General features: G+C 60.5%; 14 protein-coding genes and 1 pseudogene. 5 read left to right on the top strand and 10 right to left on the bottom strand.

Annotated elements, in window-relative coordinates:
• Nucleotides 1-2 precede the first annotated feature (2 nt).
• Nucleotides 3-446 carry a cytochrome c maturation protein CcmE gene (ccmE, locus tag EB233_RS27905; RefSeq protein ID WP_064989161.1) on the top strand — a complete coding sequence of 148 codons (444 nt, stop codon included), beginning with the start codon at nucleotides 3-5 and terminating at the stop codon, nucleotides 444-446.
• 29 nt (nucleotides 447-475) lie between these two features.
• On the opposite strand, the gene EB233_RS27900 is transcribed toward ccmE, so the two are convergent.
• The 9 genes and pseudogenes from EB233_RS27900 to ccoN all read right to left on the bottom strand — a co-directional run bounded on the left by EB233_RS27900 (nucleotide 476) and on the right by ccoN (nucleotide 9398).
• Entirely contained in the window at nucleotides 476-1174 is a 699-nt protein-coding gene (locus tag EB233_RS27900) for a CBS domain-containing protein (RefSeq protein ID WP_064989162.1), read from the bottom strand.
• A gap of 198 nt (nucleotides 1175-1372) precedes the next feature.
• A pseudogene (gene ccoS / locus EB233_RS31930) lies at nucleotides 1373-1522 on the bottom strand (cbb3-type cytochrome oxidase assembly protein CcoS); the annotation flags it as partial.
• Nucleotides 1519-3801, bottom strand: a complete 2283-nt coding sequence (locus EB233_RS27890) for a cation-translocating P-type ATPase (protein ID WP_064989164.1) — start codon at nucleotides 3799-3801, stop codon at nucleotides 1519-1521. The pseudogene ccoS and the gene EB233_RS27890, both read right to left, overlap by 4 nt.
• A complete protein-coding gene (locus tag EB233_RS27885; protein ID WP_425487720.1) occupies nucleotides 3798-4250 on the bottom strand; it encodes a FixH family protein in 453 nt (150 codons plus the stop codon). The genes EB233_RS27890 and EB233_RS27885 overlap by 4 nt, the downstream gene beginning before the upstream one ends.
• Before the next feature lie 41 nt (nucleotides 4251-4291).
• Nucleotides 4292-5851: a cytochrome c oxidase accessory protein CcoG gene (gene ccoG / locus EB233_RS27880; RefSeq protein ID WP_064989166.1), complete on the bottom strand. Its 1560-nt coding sequence runs from the start codon at nucleotides 5849-5851 to the stop codon at nucleotides 4292-4294.
• Between the two features lie 168 nt (nucleotides 5852-6019).
• Nucleotides 6020-6883, bottom strand: coding sequence for a cytochrome-c oxidase, cbb3-type subunit III (ccoP, locus tag EB233_RS27875; RefSeq protein ID WP_064989167.1), 864 nt, complete (start codon nucleotides 6881-6883; stop codon nucleotides 6020-6022).
• Between the two features lie 2 nt (nucleotides 6884-6885).
• Nucleotides 6886-7038, bottom strand: coding sequence for a cbb3-type cytochrome c oxidase subunit 3 (locus EB233_RS27870; RefSeq protein WP_027056241.1), 153 nt, complete (start codon nucleotides 7036-7038; stop codon nucleotides 6886-6888).
• A 7-nt stretch (nucleotides 7039-7045) separates the two neighbouring features.
• On the bottom strand, nucleotides 7046-7777 hold the full coding sequence (gene ccoO / locus EB233_RS27865) for a cytochrome-c oxidase, cbb3-type subunit II (RefSeq protein ID WP_064989168.1): 732 nt from the start codon (nucleotides 7775-7777) through the stop codon (nucleotides 7046-7048).
• Nucleotides 7778-7787: 10 nt separating this feature from the next.
• Nucleotides 7788-9398 carry a cytochrome-c oxidase, cbb3-type subunit I gene (gene ccoN, locus EB233_RS27860; protein WP_064989169.1) on the bottom strand — a complete coding sequence of 537 codons (1611 nt, stop codon included), beginning with the start codon at nucleotides 9396-9398 and terminating at the stop codon, nucleotides 7788-7790.
• 245 nt (nucleotides 9399-9643) lie between these two features.
• On the opposite strand from ccoN, the gene EB233_RS27855 reads away from it, so the two are divergent.
• Nucleotides 9644-10096 carry a hemerythrin domain-containing protein gene (locus EB233_RS27855; RefSeq protein ID WP_051355511.1) on the top strand — a complete coding sequence of 151 codons (453 nt, stop codon included), beginning with the start codon at nucleotides 9644-9646 and terminating at the stop codon, nucleotides 10094-10096.
• A 3-nt stretch (nucleotides 10097-10099) separates the two neighbouring features.
• On the opposite strand, the gene EB233_RS27850 is transcribed toward EB233_RS27855, so the two are convergent.
• Nucleotides 10100-10828, bottom strand: coding sequence for a Crp/Fnr family transcriptional regulator (locus EB233_RS27850; RefSeq protein ID WP_064989170.1), 729 nt, complete (start codon nucleotides 10826-10828; stop codon nucleotides 10100-10102).
• Between the two features lie 138 nt (nucleotides 10829-10966).
• On the opposite strand from EB233_RS27850, the gene hemN reads away from it, so the two are divergent.
• From hemN to EB233_RS27835, 3 genes are all read left to right on the top strand, one after another.
• Nucleotides 10967-12340: an oxygen-independent coproporphyrinogen III oxidase gene (gene hemN / locus EB233_RS27845; protein WP_064989171.1), complete on the top strand. Its 1374-nt coding sequence runs from the start codon at nucleotides 10967-10969 to the stop codon at nucleotides 12338-12340.
• 357 nt (nucleotides 12341-12697) lie between these two features.
• Entirely contained in the window at nucleotides 12698-13201 is a 504-nt protein-coding gene (locus EB233_RS27840; RefSeq protein WP_064989270.1) for a putative pterin-binding protein, read from the top strand.
• Nucleotides 13198-15372, top strand: a complete 2175-nt coding sequence (locus EB233_RS27835; protein ID WP_064989173.1) for an ATP-binding protein — start codon at nucleotides 13198-13200, stop codon at nucleotides 15370-15372. The genes EB233_RS27840 and EB233_RS27835 overlap by 4 nt, the downstream gene beginning before the upstream one ends.
• Nucleotides 15373-15393: the final 21 nt, after the last annotated feature.

Genomic DNA, 15393 nt, shown 5'->3' with positions numbered 1-15393 from the left:
AGATGACACGCAAGCAGAAGCGATTGTCCGTGATCGTGGCTGGGCTGGCCTTTCTTGGCGCCTCCACGGGCCTCACCTTCTATGCGCTCGGCCAGAAGGCTTCCTATTTCTATATGCCAGCGGATCTCGCCTCGGCTCCTGTCCAGCCCGGCCAGCGCATTCGCCTCGGTGGCCTCGTCGAACGAGGAACCGTGGTGCGCGGCGAAGGGGCAACGGTCGCCTTCTCCGTCACTGACGAGCAGAAGTCCGTCAAAGTCACTTATACCGGCATCTTGCCCGATCTGTTTCGAGAGGGGCAGGGCGTCATCACGGAGGGCACGTTCAGCACGGGCGGCGTCTTCGTCGTCGACAGCGTGCTTGCCAAGCATGATGAGCGCTATATGCCGAAGGAAGTCGCTGAGGGGCTGAAAGCCAAGGGCGTGTGGGAAGAAAGCAAGACCCAATAAGGCTCGGGTTTCCGGCGCGGCTTTCGCTGTTATGAAACCAGGATGACGGAAAAGGGGTCCGCACAAAACAGGCTGTCCTTGACTTGCCTGACGCCGGCAACATTCTCCGCCGCAACGATCGCCGCCTTGCGTTGGCGCTCGTCGACAATCGCTCCGCTCAGTTCAACAACGCCGTTGTCGACTTTCACCCCGATAAGGTCGCCGTCGCCCCATGATTGGCTCTGAAGCTCCGCGACGATCTGCTTATGGATCTGCTCGTCGTCGGACGCCGTGGCGCCCGGCTTCGGCGTCGTGTTGATCAGGGCGCGCAGCAGATCCGTGCGTGTGATGATGCCGACAATTTTGCCTTGATCGACAATCGGCACATTCTTGATGTCGTGCTGCATCATCAGGTCGACAATCTCCGCTAGCGGTGTGGCTGGAGGCGCCGAGACGACCTCCGTGGTCATCACCTCGCGGATAAACCGTCCATTCGCGCGCACATAGTCATCGGCAAACTTGCCGGGACCATGGAGAAACCGCAGCCAGCGAGGACGAACCCGCTGCGTGCCAAGTTCTTCCCGGCGCAAGAAATCGCCTTCGCTGACAATCCCAGCGAGGGTTCCGTCGCTGTGCGTGACCGGCAGACAGCTGACCTTCCTTAAAAGCATAAGATCAACGGCTTCGGCGAGCGTGGCGGTCGCGTCAATCGTGATCACCGGCGTCGTCATTATGGCTTCGGCTTGCATGCCCACCTCCTGCTTTCTTCGCGCGATACTCGGGCATTCCGATCAGCGTCGCTTTGATCTGAGTCACTAGAGCATGATGCCGAAAAGTGTGAAGCGGCTTTCGGAAGACATCATGCTCTATCCGTTTGATCTAGAAGCGGATTCAGATTTCAGGTCGACTTGACCTGAAATCACCTGACTCTGGGAGCGGGGGGTATCCTCAGCGCTGTCGTCGCTGTCGATCAGAATGCGCTCCGCGGCGCCATCGAGGTCCTCGTATTGACCGCTTCGCAACGCCCACAGAAAGCCCGACAGGCCGAGCGCCCCAAGAAGCAGAGCCGCCGGGATGAGGTAAATGAGGCTCGTCATCGAGATTGGGCCAGCACGCTGGCGCCGGCCGGTCTGCCTTGCGACATGCTTTCACGCGGCGCCGCCCGCGAGAAACGCTGAAGCCGCATGGCGTTTCCGATCACCAGCAGCGACGAGGCGGACATTGCGATCGCCGCGATGAGCGGCGTCACATGCCCGGTTATGGCAATCGGCACGGCAATGGCGTTGTAGACCACGGCGATAGCGAGGTTCTGACGGATCAGCCGCCCGGCCTTGCGCGAGATCTCCAGCGCAAGCGGCACGGCAAGCAGGCTTTCGCGCAGAAAAACGAAGTCGGCGATGTTGCGGCCGACATCGGCTGCCGTTGCAGGCGCAATCGAGACATGAGCGGCGGCCAGTGCCGGCGTGTCATTCAGCCCGTCGCCGACCATCAGAACCCTGTGGCCGGCGCGCGCCAGTGCCTCGACCCATTCGACCTTGCCGGAGGGGAGCAGTGACGGAACATAGCGCTCGATGCCCAAAGCGCCGGCGACTTCGCTGCACGCCTTGGCAGTGTCGCCCGACAGCATATTGATCGACACGCCGTTTGTCTTCAGCATGCCCAGGGCCTGCCTGGCATCGGCGCGCACGGCATCCTCGAACGCGAACGTGGCGACGATCAACCCGTTCTTCGTCAGCACCGTTCCACCATAGCCATGCTTACCCTCGCCGCCGGTTCTGGCTTTCCAGCCGGCCCAACCGCGCCTGCCGAGACGCCAGGTGTTGCCCTCAGTGAAGGCTTCCATGCCCAAGCCCGGGTGCTCGGTGACGGATTCGAGTTTGGGTTGCGCCGACGCGCTGGCAAAACGGGCTATTGCTTTCGAAAAGGGATGGTGGGAATGCGCTGCCATATCGGCCGCGATCGCCAGCATGGTTGGGTCGACCGATGACGCATTGATCAGCCTGGGCTGCCCGAGCGTCAGCGTCCCCGTCTTGTCGAACACGGCCGTGTCAATCATGGCCAGCCGCTCCATGGCCGAACCGTCCTTGACCATGACGCCGGCTTCAAACAGTCGTCGCGCCGCGACTACCTGCACGATCGGCACGGCGAGGCCGAGCGCGCACGGACAGGTGATGATGAGGACTGCAATTGCGATCGTGATCGCCTGGTGCCAGTCGCCGCTTGCTGCCATCCAGCCAAGAAACGTCAGCAAGGCGGCAAGGTGCACCACCGGAGCATAGAGCGAGGAGACGCGGTCGGCGATCCTGCGATATTTCGACCGACCGCCTTCGGCGGCCTCCATCAACCGGACCATTTCGGCGAGGAACGAATCCTTGGCCGCGGCTGTCGCCGTTATCGTGAGTGGGCCGGTAAGATTGAGCATACCGGCCTGGATATGCGATCCCGAACCGACTGTCCTGGGCGTGCTTTCGCCCGATACGAGCGAGCAGTCGAGATCCGAGGCGCCGCTGAGGATGGTTCCGTCGACCGGGATCCGTTCTCCGGCCGCGATCAGCAGCCGCATGCCTGGTTCGACCTCGCCGATCGGCAGGTAGTCGCGACCGCCTTCACCGCGCAACACCACGGCGCCGCGTGCCGCTAGCCGCGAAAGGCCGTTGACAGCCATCCGAGCACGCTCGCGCATGACATGGTCCAGCGTGCGACCGATCAACAGGAAGAACAGCAGCGACACGGACGCGTCGAAATAGGCGTGCTCGCCGTGGTTGATCGTCTCGAAGAGACTCATTGCGTATGCCAGTGACACACCGACCGCGATCGGCACGTCCATGTTCATGCGCCCGTGGCGCAGCGCATTCGCTGCCGAGCGAAAATAGATTCCGCCCGCAAAGAAGAGCGCAGGCAAAGCGATGAGCGCTGAAACCCAGTGAAAAAGGTCCCTGGTCGCGCCCTCGGCACCGGACCAGACCGAGACAGACAGCAGCATGATGTTTCCAGCAGCGAAACCGGCAACAGCCACGGCGCGGATCAGCTCTGCAAGCGTCCGGTCCTTTCCGGTCACCTCGGTATCGAAGAGGTGCGCCTGATACCCCGAGCGGTCGAGCGCCGCGAACATTGGCGGGACCACGTCGCCACGCCATCGGATCGATACGCGCTTCGTTGATAGGTTCACCCGCGCGCTCTCGACATGTTCAAGCTTGCCGAGCGCGGTTTCGATGGTGTGGATGCAGGCAGCGCAATGAACCGACGGCACCGACACGTCGGTCTGGTGGAGATCGCCGCCAAGCGAACGGCTCGCCAGCTTGATCTCGTCGCTCGACGGCGTGGCGGCGACAGTCAAGTCCAATGCCATTTCGGCGCCAGGCGCACAGCAGCTCAAAGCATCGCTCCCTTGGCAATCATGATCCGGCGAACATCGCGATAGGGTTCAGCCTGGCCCGCATCGGCATCGATCTCGACGATCCAGACCCCGTCCTTTGGCGTGTGCTGGGCACTGAACGCCTGCCCTGTGTCAGCACCCAGGGTCACGACCTTGTCCTCGGCTTCGTATGCGGGATGGCGAAACAGTATCTTTACCGCGCGCAACGAGACCGGCTTGCCGAATGCGTCGGTCAACGAGTAGCCGACCTTTCCGGACGCTATGGTCAACTTGCCCGTCCAGCCGAGGGCCGCCTGCGCGCGCCCATCCCTGGCCTTCTGGTTGAATTGCTGGCTGGCGACATAGCTGTTTTCGACAACCAGCCCGGTCCAGCTTGTGTTTGCAAGCGTCGCCATCGTGACGTTGACGCCGATGACCACCGCGAAGAAGCCGACGATGGTGAAGAGCATGTGCTTGCCTGTAAATTCCCGGGTTTTATGTGGTTGCGCGCTCACTTGGCGGTCTCCGGTGCGTTGAATGTGGCCGTATATTCGGCTGACTCGACGCCAGCCTGATCCCTGATCCGGAATGTGAACGTCCGCGCGATGCCTGTGATCTGGGCCGATGGCTGACGCACGAAAACCCTGAGCACCTTCAAGCGGTCGGGTTCTGCCACCGTGGTGAAAGACTGGGACGCTGGGATATCGATGCCGACGGCATTCATTTCGGCTCCAGGCAGGCCTTGCAGGCTGACCTCGATCGTTCTTGGCTCGGGGATCATGTTGAGCAGCTTGACGGTGTAGCCGTTGCGTATCGAGCCGTCCGCGAGCGTGACGAATTGCGGATTGCGGTCATGCAAAACGTTAAGCTCGAGCCGTTCGCGCGTCAGCAGCGAATAGAGCAGCGCCAGCCCGATCGCCGACCACACGCCGAGATAGATGAAGGTGCGAAGGCGGAAGATGTTGCGCAAATGGAAGTGCGCCAGGCCGCTGGAGAATGTCCCATCGGTCGTCCTGACCAGTGTCGGGTTGACCGATGTGGTGCCGCCGGCAGTGGCCAGCGACATGTTGGCGTTGTAGTCCGACAGCGTTGCGTAGGCGATCAATCCGCGCTCTCGGCCGAGCTTGTCCATGACGCCATCGCAGGCGTCGATGCAGAGCGCGCAGGTAATGCACTCAAGCTGCTGGCCGTCGCGGATATCTATGCCCATCGGACAGACCGCGACGCAGGCATTGCAATCGACGCAGTCGCCGATGGGTTGGCCTGCGGCAACGGCCTTCTTGGCATGCCGCGATCTGGGTTCGCCACGCCAGTCATTATACGTGACCGTCAGCGAGCTCTCGTCCAGCATGGCCGCCTGTATGCGCGGCCATGGGCACATATAGGTGCATACCTGTTCGCGCATGAGACCGCCGAACGTATATGTCGTCGCCGTCAGCACCAGGATGGTCACATAGGCAACTGGCGCGGCGGTGCCGGTTGCGACGTTCATCGCCAGTGTTGGGGCATCGGCGAAATAGAAAATCCAGGCGCCACCGGTAGCCACCGCTATCAGCAGCCAGATGGCGTGCTTCGATATGCGCAGAACGAGCTTGCGGGCGGTCCACGGCGCGGCCTCGAGCTTGATGCGGGCATTGCGATCGCCTTCGATGGCGCGTTCGACGACCAGGAACAGGTCAACCCAGACTGTCTGCGGGCAGGCATAGCCGCACCAGGCGCGTCCGACAGTGGATGTCACAAGGAAAAGCCCGACGCCTGCCATCATCAAGAGGCCGGCGACGTAGTAGAATTCCTGCGGCCAGATTTCGACGAAGAAGAAGTAAAAGCGGCGGTTCGCCAGATCGAGCAGGACAGCCTGGTCGGGAGCGAACGGCCCGCGATCCCATCGCAGCCAAGGCGTCAGATAATAGATGCCGAGCGTGACCGCCATTACCAGCCATTTGAATTGGCGGAATCGGCCGGAAGCTCTCTTCGGGAAAATCTTCTTGCGCGCGGCATAGAGCGGCTGTCGCGTCTTGGCGGAATTCACCGCCTCGGCCTCGAGCCTTTCCACCTGCGTCTGATCCAACACGTGTCTCTCCAATGCCGGCAATGACAACACCTTGCATCAGTCTTGCCGGAGGGGACGCCACGGCGCGTTGATGCAGGTCAAAGGCGGAAGCCGAAAACAAATCGAGGCCCGGCATGGCCGGGCCTCGTCGCTTGGGCGGTTGAGGGCTTTGAGAACAGGCCCCGCTTCCTATTCTCCACCGCCAAGCGAATGCACGTAGACGGCAAGTTCCTTGACCTTGGTATCGCCCAGGCGTCCGAGCCAGGCCGGCATGACGCCATGCTTGGGTGAGCGGACCTGTTCGGCGATAGCCGTCTCGCCGGACCCGTAGAGCCAGATTGCATCGGTCAGGTCTGGCGCGCCGAATTCCCTGTTTCCCTTGGCATTGTCGCCATGGCAGGCCACGCAATTTTCCGCGAAGACCTTGGCCCCGGGGCCCACAAGGCTCGAATCTTTGACTTTACCGGAAAGGCTGGCGACATAGGCGCTGACCTGTGCGATCTGTTCGGGAGTGATGATGTCGGCGAACGCAGGCATCTCCGACACCCTTGTATCCGGATCAGCGCTGAAACGGATGCCGTGCATGATCGTCTGCTGAATCTGGTCGGCCTTGCCGCCCCACAGCCAGTCGTCGTCATTCAGGTTGGGAAAGCCTTTCGATCCCTGCGCCCCTGAACCATGACACTGCACGCAATTGACCTTGAATGTCGCCGCGCCTGCCGCGACGGCGAATTCACGCAGCGCATCATCCGCTGCTATTTCAGCTACGGACTTTTGCTGGATGGCCGTCACGAATCTGACCTTGGCGGTTTCCGCCGCGGCCAGCTCGGACTTCACCTCATTGCGTGAGGAATAGCCGAGCACACCTTTCGTGGCCGAGCTCAGCATGGGCCAGGCCGGATAGGCGATCGTGTAGGCTGCCGCCCAGGCGATGGTGACGTAGAAAGTGATCACCCACCATCGCGGCAGCGGGTTGTTGAGCTCCTTGATGCCGTCCCATTCATGACCGGTCGTCGTGATGCCCGAGACTTCGTCGATATGCTCGTTGCTCATGATCAGTCGTCCTTGAGCGGTATCTGGGCGGCCTCGTTGGCCTGCGTCTTGCCGCCTGGACGGAGCGCGAAGGCAATACAGCCGACGAAGAACAGCGCCATGGCAAGCAAGCCCCAGCTGTCGGCAAATTCCCGCATCAAATTGTAAGTCATCATCTTTTCCTCAACGGTAACCGGCGGCTTCGTCGTAGTTCTTGAAGTCGACGAGTGTGCCGAGCATCTGAAGGTAAGCGACTAGAGCGTCCATCTCGGTGACTTGCTGCGGATTCCCGTCCAGATCGCCGACCTTGGCTTTCGGATATCGCGCCAGCAGCGCCGTGGTGTCGGCATTGGGATCCGCTTGCGCCATCAGATCGGCGTTGGCATGAGCGATCATGTCGTCCGAGTAGGGCACGCCGACACGCCTGTTGGCGACCAGGTGGGTCGAAAAATCCTTCACCTCGATGGGGTTGTCTTTCAGGAACGCATAACTCGGCATGATCGACTCCGGCACGACCGAGCGCGGGTCGGTCAGATGCTGGACGTGCCACGTATTGGAGTATCGGTCGCCGACGCGGGCCAGGTCGGGGCCGGTGCGCTTGGACCCCCACTGGAAAGGATGATCAAACATCGACTCGGCCGCGAGGCTGTAGTGGCCATAGCGTTCGACCTCATCGCGGAACGGCCTGATCATCTGGCTGTGGCAGAGATAGCAGCCTTCGCGCACATAGATGTTACGGCCGGCGAGTTCGAGCGGCGAGTATGGCCGCATCCCGTCGACCTTCTCGATCGTGTTGTCGAGGTAGAACAGCGGCGCGATCTCGACGATGCCACCGACAGTCACGACCAGCAGCGATCCGACCAGAAGCAGCGTGGCGTTTTTCTCGATAATCGCGTGTTTGTCTATCAAGCCCATGTCTGGCTCCTTATTCGGCAGGCTGGAGGGCGGGCGCGGCGCCCGGCATCGGCTGTTCTTGGCGCTGATGGCCGCGGATGGTCATGGTGACGTTCCATGCCATGATCAGGGTGCCGGCGAGATACATCGCGCCTCCCGCGGCGCGCATGACATAGTAGGGGTGCATGGCCGCGACGCTCTCGGCGAAGGAATAGACAAGGAAACCCTGCTCGTCGTACTCGCGCCACATCAGGCCCTGCATGATGCCGGACACCCACATTACGGCGGCGTAGACGACGATCCCGAGCGTCGCCAGCCAGAAGTGCCAGGTCACAAGTCGCAGGGAGTAGAGCCGCTCGCGGTTCCAGAGCTTCGGTACCATGTAGTAGATCGCGCCGAACGTGATCATGCCAACCCAGCCGAGGGCGCCGGAATGGACATGGCCGATTGTCCAGTCGGTGTAATGCGACAGCGAGTTGACGGTCTTGATCGACATCATCGGGCCTTCGAAGGTCGACATGCCGTAGAAGGCGATGGCAGCGACCATCATGCGGATGATCGGATCGGTGCGGATCTTGTCCCAGGCGCCCGACAGCGTCATCAGGCCGTTGATCATACCGCCCCACGAAGGCATCCAGAGCATGATCGAAAACACCATGCCCAGCGTCTGTGCCCAGTCGGGCAGGGCGGTGTAGTGAAGATGATGCGGCCCAGCCCAGATATAGAGGAAGATCAGCGCCCAGAAATGGATGATAGACAGGCGGTAGGAATAGACCGGCCGGTTCGCCTGCTTGGGAACGAAGTAGTACATCATGCCGAGGAAGCCGGCAGTGAGGAAGAAGCCGACCGCGTTGTGGCCGTACCACCACTGGATCAACGCGTCCTGGACGCCCGAGAAGGCCGAGTAGCTCTTGGAGCCGAGGAACGAGGCCGGCATCGACAGGTTGTTGACGACATGCAGCATCGCCACTGTGATGATGAAGGACAGGTAGAACCAGTTGGCGACGTAGATGTGTGGTTCCTTGCGCTTCAGGATGGTGCCAAGGAAAAGGATCAGGTAAGCGACCCAGACGATGGTCAGCCAGATGTCGACATACCATTCGGGCTCAGCGTATTCCCGGCTTTCGGTAATGCCCAGCAGATAGCCGGTCGCCGCCATCACGATGAATAGCTGGTAGCCCCAGAAAACGAACCAGGCCAGATTGCCGCCGAACAAACGCGCGCGACAGGTCCGCTGCACGACATAGAGGGATGTGCAAAGCAGGGCGTTGCCGCCAAAGGCGAACACGACACCGGAGGTGTGAACCGGCCGCAGGCGGCCGAAGTTGAACCAAGGCTGGATGTTGAGCTGCGGATAGGCAAGCTGTAACGCGACGACAACGCCAACCGACATGCCGACGACGCCCCAGAAAACCGTTGCTATCGTCCCGTACCGGATTGGTCCATCCATGTAAGCGGAAGGGTCGATCGGCGCGGCCGGCTTGAAATTCGAATTGCGCAACAAGATGGCCGTGAAGCCGAGCAGCACCAGGAACAGCACCCACATGTGCTGGCGGAAAGGTTCATCGACCCCGAAGCCCGCGGCCACAAAGGCGGCAAACGCAAATAGGCCTAGTAAGACGATCTCTGTGCCAAACTTCATCGCAAGTCCCCGATTTCGAATCCTGACGGACGCCAAATCCGCGGGGCATGAATTCCGCAGCCGCTCTCGGCTCGCCTTGATCCAAATCAAAGCCGGATGGTTTTGCTTCGCTCAGCGTGAAGCTTCGTGAAATCGGGAGGCTGCGTTTGAAGAGGAAACCGCCGCACGTGTCGTCGCTCCGCGTCCGCCGCGGAGAACCCACCAAGGCTAAAGGGAAGGGCGTTCAGGGTGCGTCGATTGCGACGATGCAGCGCTTGCATGGGGAAAAGCTGCGCCTGTGCAAAGCACTGGAGAGCATCGCCGATGCATTGCCCAACGTCGATCGCTTCAATTGCCTTGTCACGGCAAACAGCATCGTTCCTCTGCTTCGCGACACCCACTTGTTCGAGGAAACGGTCATTTTTCCTGTATATGAAGACGCCTTGACTTTGCAGGAAGCCGATTTCGCTTCCATAAGACGTCTCCGTACCGAACACATAGAGGATGAATGCTTCGCGGACGAAGTGACAGAACAGCTTTTAGGGATCGGGCACGGTCGTCCGGTCGAGAATGCCGAAGCTCTGGGATTTATGCTTCGCGGTTTTTTTGAGAGCTTGCGGCGGCACGTCGCGTTCGAGCACGAGCATGTCATGCCGCGCGTCATTTTCGCTGATCCTCAAACGCGGGCTTTTGACACGGGCAAACCGACCAGTCGGTGAATCTCAGTCGCCGCAGCGCTGCTCCAGGCGCTTCATGTCATCGACAATCACATGCCGGTTGTTCTCGATCCTGATCACGCGCTCGGCGCGCAATCGGGTCAGCTGACGGCTCACGGTCTCGGTCGTGAGGCCGAGGAAATCGCCGATGTCGGAACGCGTCAGCGGCAAGTCGAAGCTTGCTGACGGAGCAGAGGCATTCGCCGCGGGATCGATGTTCCTGGCAATCAATACAAGGAAGCTTGCAACTTTCTCCGAGGCGCTCTTGCGGCCCAGCATCACAATCCAGTCGCGTGCTTCGTCGAGTTCATTCAGCGCCTGCTTGAGCAGCCGATGCTCGAGCCCGGGCGACTCCTTCATCATCCGTTCAATGACGGTCTTGGGGAATGAACAAAGTGCAACGGGTGTTGCCGCCTCCGCATTGATCTCGCTCTCGGCCTTGAACGGCCGCCCAAGGAAGTCCGGCGCAAATTGCAGGCCGACAACCTGCTGGCGTCCATCGGAAAGGCTTTTGGTCAGTTTCACCACGCCGGAGAGCACGTTAGAATAGCTGCCGACGGTCTCTGCATCACCGACCAGTTCGACACCCGCCTCGACCTGGTGTTTCGAAGAGGTCTTGGCGAGTCCGACAAGCTGGTCTGCGTCAAGGGCGCCGCAGACGCCGCGGTGCCGGGCTTCGCAGGACTGGCAAAGCACGGGGATGCCAGAACTGTGAACGTCCTGTCGGATGGACATGATGTCGCCTGATGTCGCCTGAGTTTATAATGGGTCAAGATATCATCACTGGCGCGTGATGCGGTTGCGGCAGTTTGTCCGTGCTTCGCTTGATTGAAATCAAGGCTTCGCCCCTGAGAGCCGGGCAGATTGCCGCCCATGCAAGCTACAGCCGCCACCATTCAAGCACGCTCGACGCCTCTTGCGAACATCGCCGAGACCGTGCCCCGATACACCAGTTATCCAACCGCTCCGCACTTTCACTCCGGCATCGACGCCATTTCAGTCCGCGGCTGGATGGAAGCGCTTGAAAGCAATGAAGAGATCTCGCTCTATCTGCATATACCTTTTTGCGACAGGCTATGCTGGTTCTGCGCCTGCCACACCAAACAGACACGGCATTATGCCCCGGTAGCGACCTTCCTGCCGGCTCTTCACCAGGAGATTCACACGGTAGGCGCTATTGTGCGCGGTCGATGTCGAGTGCGCGCCGTTCATCTGGGCGGTGGCTCGCCGACAATGCTGAAACCAGACGACATCGTGGCCTTGGGAAGAGCCCTGCGAGATCGGTTCGACTTTCTTGATGATGCCAGCCTTAGTGTCGAAATCGACCCGAACGACATGGACGAGGGCCGCCTTGACGCTTTCGCCAGGATGGGCATGACAAGGGCGAGCCTCGGGGTGCAGGATTTCGATCCCAAAGTGCAGAAAGCCATCAACCGCGAACAGAGCTTCGAGGTGACAAAGGGTGTAGTCGACGCAGTGCGCGCGCGCGGCGTCAAGTCGGTCAACCTCGATCTGCTCTACGGTCTGCCGCACCAGACTCTGGACAGTGTCGCCGCGACCGTCAACCAGGCGCTTAGTCTGCGACCGGACAGGATTGCGCTGTTTGGCTATGCGCATGTCCCTTGGTTCAAGAAACACCAGACGATGATCGATGAGGCATGGTTGCCCAATTCAGACGAGCGCCTGGCGCAATCGCAACGCGCTGCAGGGATGATCCTGGATTGCGGCTATCAAGCAGTCGGCCTCGATCATTTCGCCAGGCCCGACGATACGCTTGCCATCTCGGCCCGCGCGGGCAAGATCCGGCGCAACTTTCAAGGTTATACCGAAGACGCTTGCGACACCCTTATCGGCCTTGGTCCCTCGGCGATCAGCAAGTTCCGTCAAGGCTATGCGCAGAATATCGTTGCCACGGGCGAATATGAAAAAGTCGTGGGTTCAGGACAGTTGGCGACAGCGCGCGGCATCGCGTTCAGTCTCGATGACCTTGCCAGAAGCTGGATCATCGAGCGACTGATGTGCGAATTTGCATTCTCGGCGCTCGACCTCGTCGAACGCTTTGGCGACGCCGGGCAGAAACTGCTGCTCACGGCAAGCCGCATGGCGAATGCCTCTGACGCGCTGCTTGTGCTCGAAGGCGATCATTTCATCGTTCCGGTTGATGGCCGCCCGCTTGTCAGGGTGGTGGCATCGAAATTCGACAAGTATCTCGAGAATGGCGCGGGCAAGCATTCGCTGGCTGTTTGAGTTGTGACGTTTTTGCCGAGAAGGCTCGAAGAGCTCGCCATTTCCAAAGGGCTTATGCGCGTTAAGATGGCAAAGAGACAGTCGTGGACCAGCCGAGCGGCAGAAATCTGCTCGCGCCTATTGCCCGGTAGCGAAAACGCGTTGCGGCAAATGCTTCGACCGGACTTTACGGAATTGCAATCTATCACCTTTAGAACGGTGCTTAACTCGGACGATCGCCTCCAGGCGAAGGCATGATGCCATTCTTCCGCGCCGGTATCAGGCCGGCGGTTGCGACGACTTTTGCACAATTGCGACGCCATCGTTGCGTCCCGTGCCGCTGACGCCAATCGCGCCGGCTTCCGAAAGGCAATTTCCATGAAATTCCTGATTGCGGCAGCGCTGCTATGCGCGCTTCCGGTTTCCCATGCCATGAGCGCATCCCTCAAAGCGCCAGAGGGCGACGTTGTTCTAACGATTACCGGCGATATCCAGAACACCAACAAAGCGCATACAGCGACGTTCGACCTGGCGATGCTGCAGGCGCTCGCTGGCCGACAGGCTATCATGGAAACGCCGTGGACGAACGGCGCCACGGAGTTCGACGGACCTTATCTGAAAGCCATCCTGGAGGCCGCTGGCGCCCATGGCAAGACATTGAGGATCAAGGCCCTCAACGACTATTCGGCTGATGTGCCGATCGGTGACGCGACAGATTACGAGACGATCCTTGCCGTGAAGATGAATGGGAAGCCGATGTCGGTTCGCGACAAGGGTCCGCTCTTCATGATCTACCCCTTCGACAAGAATCACGAACTCTACAATGAAAAATACTTCTCGCGCTCGGTTTGGCAGATCAAGGAAATCGAGGTCGTCGATTGAAGCCCGAACTGATCGAGAGCCGTGAGGCGGTACACAACGCCGGCAAGGCAACCCGCTATCTGATCGCGGTCTCCATCGGCTTGATGGTTGCACTGGGGGCGGCATTCGCGCATTTGGCGACCCGGCAGAACACCCTTCAGGATGGCATTCGCGAAGATGCACTTTGGGCGGTCTATCAACTCGACCGAGAAAGCCGAACCCTTGCATACGCGACCGACAGGCTGGCCGGCAAGAGCACCGTCAACCCCGATGAACTCAAGGCGCTCAGTCTGCGTTACGATATCCTTTATTCGCGCCTCTCGATCCTCGACAATTCCAAATATGCGTCTTTCTTCGAAACCAGTGACACCTTCCGCGGCGCGCGTGTACAGGTGCGAGCTGCCGTCGTAGGTCTTGAACCCGCTTTCAACCGGATTGCCGCTGGCCAGTCGGTCGATCATGCCACCCTGGTCGCCGCCTCGGAAACGCTTGGCGGCCTGCTGAGCATCACCGAGTCCCTGCTCAGTTTCACCAACGCCTCCGTTTCTGCCGCCCGCGCCGATGCGCGCGACGAGGTCATGCGTCTGCAGCAACTATCCGCCATCGTCGTTCTGGCCCTCGGCTGCTCGATCGGGCTCTTGATTCTGAACCTGATGCGACAACTGCGGATCGTTCAGGTCACCAGCCGGCAGCTTGAAGCCACGGCCAACGAATTGTCGACGGCCTACCACGCGGCGGAGACCGGCAATCGCGCAAAGTCGGAGTTCATGGCCACGATCGGACATGAAATTCGAACACCACTCAACGCGATCCTCGGCATGTCTGAGTTGCTATCACGTTCGCAACTCGCCTCCCGCGACCGAGAGAGCGTGCGCATCATCACGAGTTCGGGCGAGGCCTTGCTGGAGGTCATCAACGAGATACTCGACTTCGCCAAGATCGAACACGGCGATCTCGCCGCCGAGAGCGTCCCCTTCGATGCGCCCGCAATGCTGCGCGACGTCGCCAGCGTCATGGAGGGCAGGGCGGGGCAGCAGCATGATCGTATCGACATCTCGAATGGCTGTGTCGACCATTCAGGATGGTATGTCGGCGATCCGACGCGGCTGCGGCGCGTGCTGCTCAACCTATTGAGCAACGCCGTCAAGTTTACCGAAAATGGCCTGATACGCCTCAGCGTGGCCGAAAGCCAGGACGGGAGATGGCTACGCTTCCAGGTATCCGACACCGGTATCGGCATCCCATCGGAATCGCGTCACCGTCTGTTCGTGCCCTTCAGCCAGGTCGATGGCACGATCAGCAGGCGCTTCGGAGGCACCGGACTTGGCCTCGCAATCTGCAAGAAAGTTGTCGAAGGGCTCGGCGGCGCTATCGGCGTCGAAAGCACCGCGGGGGTTGGATCAAGCTTCTGGTTCGAGGTGCCGGCCAGGCGCAGCGCGCCACCGACTGTCTTGGAACCACAGTCGGTCGCTCTTCCTTCGTTCGACATCTTGGTCGTCGAGGACAATCCGATAAACCGCGAGGTGGCGCGGCAATTTCTTGAATTGCTGGGGCAGCGCGTCACCCTGGCCGTCGATGGCCGCGAAGGCGTGCGGCTGGCGGGCGAACGACGGTTCGGCCTCGTCTTTATGGACATGCAGATGCCGGTGATGGATGGCATCGAAGCCACGCGGGCTATCAGGGCGACAGGCAACGGCGTACCAATCATAGCCATGACGGCGAACGCCTCCGATGAAGATCGCAAGCGCTGTATCGCGGCCGGCATGAATGGGTTTGAGGCCAAGCCGATCACTCTGGCGCGGCTCGAGCACGTGCTGGACGGATTGGCCGGATCCGCCTCGCCCGTCGATACGCGGGGCGATGAAACTGGAGGGAACAGCGCTCCGGCAGACCCGCGGGCCGGCGGATTGATAGCAATTCTTGGAAAGGATGCGTTTTACCGTCTGATGGATTCGTTCCTGGAAGACTCCGCCACCCTTCTCTCGGACCTGCACCGCGCCCTGTCGACGGGCGACCGGAGCCTTGCTGAAAGAACGTTCCATTCGCTCAAGGGCGCGGCAGCCAATATCGGGCTGACATCCCTTGCGGCCATGGCGGAGCAGGGACATGCGCACCCATTGGATGCCGAATTAACCGAGGAAATCGCGCGGGAAATGGCGCGCATCGAGCGCAGCGAAAGCAGGGCGGCCTGAGCAATGGACAATGACGCCATC

This window comes from Mesorhizobium erdmanii (assembly GCF_013170725.1).
Lineage (GTDB): Bacteria > Pseudomonadota > Alphaproteobacteria > Rhizobiales > Rhizobiaceae > Mesorhizobium > Mesorhizobium erdmanii.
The sequence above is the reverse complement of the archived record's forward strand: the minus strand, read 5'-3'. Positions and strand labels throughout refer to the sequence as shown.

What these genes read in the sequence shown, in the direction of transcription:
- EB233_RS27900 (WP_064989162.1), bottom strand. Translation starts at nt 1,174, where the DNA reads ATGCAAGCCGAAGCCATAATGACGACGCCGGTGATCACGATTGACGCG.
- EB233_RS27840 (WP_064989270.1), top strand. Translation starts at nt 12,698, where the DNA reads ATGAAATTCCTGATTGCGGCAGCGCTGCTATGCGCGCTTCCGGTTTCC.
- ccoP (WP_064989167.1), bottom strand. Translation starts at nt 6,883, where the DNA reads ATGAGCAACGAGCATATCGACGAAGTCTCGGGCATCACGACGACCGGT.
- ccoO (WP_064989168.1), bottom strand. Translation starts at nt 7,777, where the DNA reads ATGGGCTTGATAGACAAACACGCGATTATCGAGAAAAACGCCACGCTG.
- EB233_RS27850 (WP_064989170.1), bottom strand. Translation starts at nt 10,828, where the DNA reads ATGTCCATCCGACAGGACGTTCACAGTTCTGGCATCCCCGTGCTTTGC.
- EB233_RS27885 (WP_425487720.1), bottom strand. Translation starts at nt 4,250, where the DNA reads ATGCTCTTCACCATCGTCGGCTTCTTCGCGGTGGTCATCGGCGTCAAC.
- ccmE (WP_064989161.1), top strand. Translation starts at nt 3, where the DNA reads ATGACACGCAAGCAGAAGCGATTGTCCGTGATCGTGGCTGGGCTGGCC.
- EB233_RS27870 (WP_027056241.1), bottom strand. Translation starts at nt 7,038, where the DNA reads ATGATGACTTACAATTTGATGCGGGAATTTGCCGACAGCTGGGGCTTG.
- EB233_RS27855 (WP_051355511.1), top strand. Translation starts at nt 9,644, where the DNA reads ATGCAGCGCTTGCATGGGGAAAAGCTGCGCCTGTGCAAAGCACTGGAG.
- ccoN (WP_064989169.1), bottom strand. Translation starts at nt 9,398, where the DNA reads ATGAAGTTTGGCACAGAGATCGTCTTACTAGGCCTATTTGCGTTTGCC.
- hemN (WP_064989171.1), top strand. Translation starts at nt 10,967, where the DNA reads ATGCAAGCTACAGCCGCCACCATTCAAGCACGCTCGACGCCTCTTGCG.